The organism is Brevundimonas sp., from assembly GCF_044239655.1.
Lineage (GTDB): Bacteria > Pseudomonadota > Alphaproteobacteria > Caulobacterales > Caulobacteraceae > Brevundimonas.
Genome location: NZ_JBIIAY010000141.1, coordinates 1 through 7,068 on the forward strand (window position 1 = coordinate 1; position 7,068 = coordinate 7,068).

At 67.5% G+C, this 7,068-nt stretch carries 7 protein-coding genes; 4 read left to right on the top strand and 3 right to left on the bottom strand.

Going from position 1 to position 7,068, the window contains the following annotated elements:
* The first annotated feature begins 198 nt into the window (after window positions 1-198).
* Both ftsZ and lpxC read left to right on the top strand, forming a co-directional pair.
* A complete protein-coding gene (gene ftsZ, locus ACILQR_RS14655; RefSeq protein ID WP_395652127.1) occupies window positions 199-1,728 on the top strand; it encodes a cell division protein FtsZ in 1,530 nt (509 codons plus the stop codon).
* A 271-nt stretch (window positions 1,729-1,999) separates the two neighbouring features.
* On the top strand, window positions 2,000-2,899 hold the full coding sequence (gene lpxC, locus ACILQR_RS14660; protein WP_395652128.1) for a UDP-3-O-acyl-N-acetylglucosamine deacetylase: 900 nt from the start codon (window positions 2,000-2,002) through the stop codon (window positions 2,897-2,899).
* A gap of 28 nt (window positions 2,900-2,927) precedes the next feature.
* Here lpxC and pgeF read toward each other — a convergent pair whose 3' ends face one another.
* The 3 genes from pgeF to lgt are packed head-to-tail and all read right to left on the bottom strand — an operon-like array spanning window position 2,928 to window position 5,685.
* On the bottom strand, window positions 2,928-3,707 hold the full coding sequence (gene pgeF / locus ACILQR_RS14665; RefSeq protein ID WP_395652129.1) for a peptidoglycan editing factor PgeF: 780 nt from the start codon (window positions 3,705-3,707) through the stop codon (window positions 2,928-2,930).
* Entirely contained in the window at window positions 3,704-4,777 is a 1,074-nt protein-coding gene (locus ACILQR_RS14670; protein ID WP_395652130.1) for a class I SAM-dependent methyltransferase, read from the bottom strand. The genes pgeF and ACILQR_RS14670 overlap by 4 nt, the downstream gene beginning before the upstream one ends.
* Window positions 4,774-5,685 (bottom strand): prolipoprotein diacylglyceryl transferase, encoded by a 912-nt coding sequence (lgt, locus tag ACILQR_RS14675; RefSeq protein WP_395652131.1) that lies wholly within the window; start codon window positions 5,683-5,685, stop codon window positions 4,774-4,776. The genes ACILQR_RS14670 and lgt overlap by 4 nt, the downstream gene beginning before the upstream one ends.
* 458 nt (window positions 5,686-6,143) lie before the next feature.
* Here lgt and ACILQR_RS14680 point away from each other — a divergent pair, with 458 nt between their 5' ends.
* Window positions 6,144-6,434 carry an accessory factor UbiK family protein gene (locus ACILQR_RS14680; RefSeq protein ID WP_292152313.1) on the top strand — a complete coding sequence of 97 codons (291 nt, stop codon included), beginning with the start codon at window positions 6,144-6,146 and terminating at the stop codon, window positions 6,432-6,434.
* 79 nt (window positions 6,435-6,513) lie between these two features.
* Window positions 6,514-7,017, top strand: coding sequence for a YbjN domain-containing protein (locus tag ACILQR_RS14685; protein ID WP_271146587.1), 504 nt, complete (start codon window positions 6,514-6,516; stop codon window positions 7,015-7,017).
* Window positions 7,018-7,068: the final 51 nt, after the last annotated feature.

Genomic DNA, 7,068 nt, shown 5'->3' on the forward strand with positions numbered 1-7,068 from the left:
CAGGCTTGGCCGGCTGTTCGGGGGCTATCCTGCGGTCAAGGTTAACCTTTTTGCTCGACGCGAGTCCGACTCACCTTAATCGGTAACCTTCCCTTAACGGTGATGGGTGTTTCCTTAACGGGCCCATTAACCTTCTGATTCGGCGGGGCGGATCAGGAGGCCGGTAAGGGGGCAGGGTCGGAAAAGGTCGGTTTTAAAATGTCTCTCTCGCTGGTGCGTCCTCAAGCCACGGAACTCAAGCCCCGGATCGTCGTCTTCGGCGTCGGTGGCGCAGGCGGCAACGCCGTCAACAACATGATCGATGCCGGCCTCGAAGGGGTCGAGTTCGTCGTCGCCAATACCGACGCCCAGCACCTGTCGTTCGCCAAGACCGACCGCCGCATCCAGCTGGGCGAGACGATAACCCAGGGCCTCGGCGCCGGTGCCCACCCCGAGGTCGGCATGAATGCCGCCGAGGAATCGGCCGACGAAATCCACGCGCACCTCGAAGGCGCACACATGATCTTCATCACCGCCGGCATGGGCGGGGGCACCGGCACGGGCGCCGCGCCGATCATCGCCAAATGCGCACGCGATCGCGGCATCCTGACCGTCGGCGTCGTGACCAAGCCCTTCACGTTCGAAGGCCGTCACCGCATGCGCCTGGCCGATGCGGGCATTGCCGAGCTGCAACGCTATGTCGACACCCTGATCGTCATTCCGAACCAGAACCTGTTCCGCGTCGCCAACGAACGCACCACCTTCGCCGACGCCTTCGCCATGGCCGACCAGGTGCTGCACTCGGGCGTTCGCTCGATCACCGACCTGATGATCCTGCCGGGCCTGATCAACCTCGACTTCGCCGACGTCCGTGCCGTCATGTCCGAGATGGGCAAGGCGATGATGGGCACGGGCGAAGCGACCGGCGACGACCGCGCCCTGCTGGCCGCCCAGAACGCCATCGCCAACCCTCTGCTGGACGAAACCAGCCTGAAGGGCGCCAAGGCTGTGCTGGTCAACATCACCGGCGGTCTGGACATGACCCTGCTGGAAGTCGACGAGGCCGCCAACGCCATCAGTGCAGAGGTGGACGGCGACGCCAACATCATCTTCGGCGCGGCCTTCGATCCGAACCTGGAAGGCAAGATCCGCGTCTCGGTCGTCGCGACCGGCATGGACGAGGTCGGTGCCGTCAAGGTCGAGCCCACCCCCACCAGCGCCTTCCACGACACCCGCCGTCCTGTGGCTCCCGTCCGTCCCGAGCCGATCCGCCAGGAAGCCCTGCGCCCCGAGCCCGTCCGTGCCGAGATGTCTCGCGCGGCTGAGGCCCGCGTCGAACAGGCCCCGATCGTCCCGACCTTCCAGCCCACGCCGGAACCCGTCCTCGCCCGCGCCCCCGAGCCGGTGATCCACGTCGCCGAGCCCGCTCGCGCCCTGGAGCCCATCGTCGATCCCTGGGTTGAGGCCTTCGAGGCCGACCATGGCCGCAAGGCGGTGCCCGCCGCCGCCACCGCCCAGGGCGAGCTCTATATGGAGCGCCAGCCCGCCGAGCCCGCCTATGACGATCGCGACCATCGCAAGTCGGGCTGGAGCCTGTTCGGCTCCAAGAAGCCGCGCGCCCAGTCCAACTACGTCGCCCCCGCCGCGCCCCAGATGCGCCAGACCGGATCGGCCCAGCCCGCGCCCGAACTGTCGGCCGAGGAAGACGACCTGGAAATCCCGTCCTTCCTGCGACGGTTGGCCAACTAGCCGTCTGGCAACAGGCAACAGGTAGCAGGCATCAGAAGAGGGCGGTCCGCACGGGCCGCCCTTTTTCGTACAGGCAGTTCAGGCCTCCGATTCTGCTCCTGTTGCCTGTTGCCTGTTGCCTGTTGCCTGCTGCCTGTTGCCTGTTGCCCGTTGCCTCCCTTAACCAAACGAAACAATCCGAAACCTGACTTTGGTTTCCGTCTGGTCGCATAGGCGATACCAAAGTGTCATCGGCGGCTCCCCCTCGCCGCCCGCACGAGAGTTCCCCACTTTGCCGCTGCGTCCCGATCATCACGAACGGACCATCGTCGCCCCTGCGATCTGCGCGGGCGTGGGCGTGCATACGGGCCAGCGGGTGCGTCTGGCGATCCGTCCGGCCGCGCCGGACACCGGGATCGTCTTCGTCCGCACCGACATCACCGACCGCGACAACCGCATCCCCGTCTCGGGCGAGGCGGTCATTGACGCCCGCCTGAACACCATGATCGAGAACGCGGCGGCTGTCCGACTGTCGACGATCGAGCATCTGATGGCGGCGTTCTGCGCGCTCGGCATCTCCAACGCCGTGGTCGAGGTCGATGGGCCCGAACTGCCGATCCTGGACGGGTCGGCCCTGCAGTTCGTCCAGTTGCTGGACCGCGCCGGCTTCCGGCCCCAGTCGATGCCGGTCCGCTACATCGAGATACTGGAGCCGATCCACGTCACTGACGGCGACAAGCACGCGGCCCTCTATCCGTGCGACCGCTACGAGATGCGGTTCGAGATCGATTTCGACAACGCCGTCATCGGCAATCAGGTCGTGGACTTCGTCGTCGACGAGGAAACCTTCCGCGCCGACATCATGGCCGCCCGCACCTTCGGCTTCGCCCATGAGGTCGAGGCCCTGCGCCAGGCCGGCCTGGCCCGTGGCGGCAGCCTCGAGAACGCCGTGGTCATCGACGGCGACGACATCCTGAACCCCGGCGGCCTGCGCATGGAACGCGAGTTCGTGAAGCACAAGGCACTGGACGCCATCGGCGACCTGTACGTCCTGGGCGCGCCCCTGCTGGGCCGGTACGAGGGCTACAAGGGCGGGCATGCCCTGAACAATCTGCTGGTCCGCGAACTGCTGGCCAACCCGCAGAGCTGGCGCGAAACGGTTCGCGTGCCGGAGCTGGCGCGGGTGGGGTGACGTCTTCCCTCTCCCTATGGGAGAGGGGTCAGGTCAGCGCCACTGCACTCATCAACCGCCCGAAATCCGGCTCTCCCCGCTGGAACGCCCGGCGGTTGGAGAAGAACCGATCCTCATCCGCACAGGTGTCGTCGCCCGTCCACGCCGCCTCGCCCACGCCCGCCTGTTCCAGCCGCCAGAGGACGAACCCCGGCAGATCGAACATCCGCTTGTCCGCCATACCGCCGGCCACGAAGAACCGCGCGCTGTCCGGATCGCCACTCTCGAACCGCGCCTGAAAGTCCGCGCCGACCTCATAGGACGCCTGGGCGATGCAGGGCCCGACCACGGCGACGGTGCGCTCCGGGCGCGCGCCGAGCGCCGCCATCGCCGCGACCGCGCTCTGCACCACCCCGCCCAGCGCCCCTTTCCAGCCCGCATGGACGGCCGCCACGACCCCCGCCTCGGCGTCCGCCAGCAGCACCGGCGCGCAGTCGGCGGTCAGGACGGCGCAGATGACGCCGGGCACGGCCGTTGCCACCGCGTCCCCCTCGGGCCGGTCACCGTGCCAGGGGCCCTCGGCAACGCGGGTGACGGCCGAATGGATCTGGTAGCAGGCGGCCAGGTCATAGGGTCCACCGCCCAACGAGGCAGCGATCCGGCGCCGGTTCTCCTCCACGGCCGCGATGTCGTCGCTGGAGCCCAGGCCGGTATTCAGACTGTCGAAGATCCCGGCCGAGACGCCGCCCCGTCGCGTGAAGAACCCGTGGCGAACCCCGGCCTTCGTCAACAGCGGATGGGTGATCGGTTCAGGCAGGGCAGGGGTCATGTCTCGAATCCCGGCATGGTCAGATCGGTGGGGGCAAAGATCGCACAGGCCTTGAACAGCCTCCCCATCTCTTCGTCGGCGATCAGGCGGTTCATCTGGCGGTCCAGCAGGGCGGCGCCGTCGGGGCGTGCTTCCTTGAGCCGGGCGGCCCGGACCTCGATCCCCATGGCGCGCAGGAAGTCGCCCTGTCCGATACTGGGAGTGACGGCGGCGCCGGCCGATGCGGCGGCGGCCAGGACGGCGGGAAAGTCGGCCCACTGGGTCAGGTCCGCCTCGCCGGGGCCGGCGAGCGGGTCCACCGCCTTGTGCCGGCTCAGGGCCTGCAGCGTGTCGCCCGGCCCCGGCTGGTCGCGGCCATAGTCGATCAGCAGGGCCGCACCCGTGGCCTGGACCAGCAGGGCGGCGCAGTCGCGGCCGAACTGGGCCTGATGCGGCGAGGTCTCGACGATCTTACCGATCTCGACGGGGTAGGGGGGCGGGGTGAAACCGGCCGGGGCCACCGTCAGGCCGAAGATCAGGTCACCCGCCTCATCGACCCCGACGCAGCGTTCGGCCCATCCCTCGGCGGTCCTCATGAACTGGCGTACCGGCAGGCAGTCGAGCATCTCGTTCGCGACGAGAATGACCGGGGCATGGGCATCGATGGCGTCCAGCGACGCCACCCAGCGGGGCGTCACGGCGGCCCCCTCCAGCCGCCGCGCCTGGGCGTCCATCAGGAAGGGGCTGGGTTCGATGAGGATGAGGTCGCACGCGTCCAGAAACCCCGGCGCGCGCCGGGCCGTCCTCAGGATATCGTCCATCAGGGTGCCGTCGCCGGGCCCGACCTCGACAAGGGTAAAGCGGGCGGGCGACCCAAGCTGCCGCCAGATCTCGACGGCCCACAGACAGACCAGCTCGCCGAACATCTGGCTGACCATCGGCGCGGTGATGAAGTCACCGTCGACGCCGAGGCCCGGCCGGGTGGCGTAATAGCCGTCCTGGGGGTCGTGCAGGCAGCGCAGCACATAGTCGGCGACCGTCATCGGCCCGGTCAGGACGATCTCGCGGACCAGTCGCGCCTTCAGGCTCACGTGGCTGTGGGTTCCGCTTCGGGCTCCGCGACCGGGGCCGTCTTCCACGCGCGCCAGATCAGCCAGCCGCCGATGGCGATCATCGGCACGGACAGCAGGATGCCCATGGTCAGGCCGAGCGGCAGGTTATCCAGACCGACATCGGGCTGGCGTACATTCTCGAGCGCGATCCGCGAAAGGCCGTATCCGACCAGGAACAGGCCGGTGACATAGCCGGGTTTGGCCAGCAGCCGGAATTTCCAGATCGCCAGCGACAGCAGGCCGAACAGCAGCAGCCCCTCCAGACCCGCTTCGTACAGCTGGCTAGCGTGACGAGGAACATCCCCGGGACCGACGCCTTTGAAGACGCACTCAGGCCCGTAGATGTCGCGGATACGGTCGTTGCAGAACCGGATAGCCCAGGGGACGGTCGTTTCCCGACCCCACAGCTCGCCGTTGATGAAGTTGGCCATGCGGCCGAAGAAGATGCCGATCGGGGCGGTGGCCAGGGCCATGTCGCCGACACTGAGGGTGGACAGCTTGTTCTTCCAGGCGAACCACAGGACGGCGGCGGTGCAGCCCAGCAGGCCGCCGTGGAACGACATCCCGCCGGTCCACAGCTGGAACAGCTCCAGCCGCTCGCCCCAGCTGTCGCCGGTGAACAGCTGCAGATACATGGCCGGCTTGTAGAACAGGGCGTATCCGAACCGGCCGCCCAGGATGATGCCGAGCGTGATCCACAGCACCAGGTCGTCCAGCTGCACCGTCGTGATCGGCGGCTTCTTCGGCGCCCACAGGCTGTTCTTCTTGATCAGGACGCCTGCGTACCACCAGCCCAGCACGATGCCGGCGACATAGGCCAGGGCGTACCAGCGGATCGGCAGCGGCCCCAGCTGGATCAGGACCGGGTCGAACTCGGGAAAGATCACGAACGCAGGCTCCGGGTGGTTTGGCGTGGCTTTAGCAAGCGTTCCCGGCGAAAGCCATTGGCGAAGCCGGCAGGGCAAGGGTCATCACAACGTTCACGACGATGAGGCACAACGAACACGACGGGACCGTATGCGGTTCCTGCGCACCGATCCGATCTGCGGATCGCGGCTTCGCCGCATCCCGCTTGCAAGGCCAGGGGCTTGGAGCCAGGTCTTGCGGCCCCCCCCGGTCTCGTTGTGATCGCCGTGCCTCATCGTGTGATCGTTGTGGTGAACTCCGCAACCTCTCGGCAAGGCGCGGGGGACCATGGGGATCGACCCTATGCAGCCGGATGCCGCCTCGATTTCATCGCGACGCAGGCTATAAGTCGCATCGACGGAAAGGTTTCGTTCACCATATCGCGTAAACCTTCCTTAACCACGGCCGCCCGCCCGAGTCGGTGGCCACGGAGACCGCCATGCAGACCCGCAACCCGATCCTCGACGAGTTCGCCAAGATCACCACCGGCGCCATGGGCCTGGCCCAGGCCGCGGGCGAAGAGGCCAAGGCCGCCTTCCGCAGCCAGACCGACCGCGTCGCCGCCGAGCTGGACCTGGTCCGTCGCGACGAATTCGACGCCCTGAAGGCCGAGGTCGCGGCTCTGCGGGACCAGTTGACGGTTCTGAACGCCGCCTTTGCCGCCAAGACCAAGAAGCCTGCCACGGGAACCTCCACAGGTGGAACTCCCGCTGAGGACGCAGCGGGTTGAGCCGAATCCGCGAACACGTTTACCGTAATCTGGAGGGGCGTGAGTTGCGTCCCCTCTCACACGCCGCTGGAACCGACCTATGAACGCACTGGGCCCCGAAGAGGTCGACGTTCCCTACGATCCGCTGGACGTGGTCGAACACGTGCTGAATGCGGAGAACCTGCCGTTCGACCGTACGGACGACGGCGACCTGGCCTTCGCCCTGGCCGGCGACTGGAAGGATTACGAGCTGTGGTTCGCCTGGCGGCCCGAGGGCGATTGCCTTCAGCTGTGCTGCGCGCTCGATCTGCGGGCCACCAAGTCGCGTCGCAACGCCGCCTATGAACTGGTCAGCCTGGTCAACCAGCGCGCCTGGATGGGCCATTTCGAGGTCTGGTCCGAGGACGGCGAGATCGTCTTCCGCCACTCCCTGGCCCTGCCGCACGGCGAACGCCCGACCCTGGCCCAGGCCGCCTCGATGATCGACGCGGCGGTGGAAACCGCCGACCGCTACTATCCCGCCTTCGACTTCATGATCCGCGGCAACAAGAAGCCGCAGGAAGCGATCGACTCCTGCCTGTTCGAGACCGTCGGCACGGCGTGATCTTAGATCCTCCCCCATTGGGGGAGGTGGCGCGGCGCGCTTGCGCCGTGA

Bases quoted from the DNA above. Each gene is read 5' to 3' on its own strand.
- ftsZ (WP_395652127.1), top strand. From the start codon at position 199: ATGTCTCTCTCGCTGGTGCGTCCTCAAGCCACGGAACTCAAGCCCCGG.
- ACILQR_RS14685 (WP_271146587.1), top strand. From the start codon at position 6,514: ATGAACGCACTGGGCCCCGAAGAGGTCGACGTTCCCTACGATCCGCTG.
- ACILQR_RS14680 (WP_292152313.1), top strand. From the start codon at position 6,144: ATGCAGACCCGCAACCCGATCCTCGACGAGTTCGCCAAGATCACCACC.
- pgeF (WP_395652129.1), bottom strand. From the start codon at position 3,707: ATGACCCCTGCCCTGCCTGAACCGATCACCCATCCGCTGTTGACGAAG.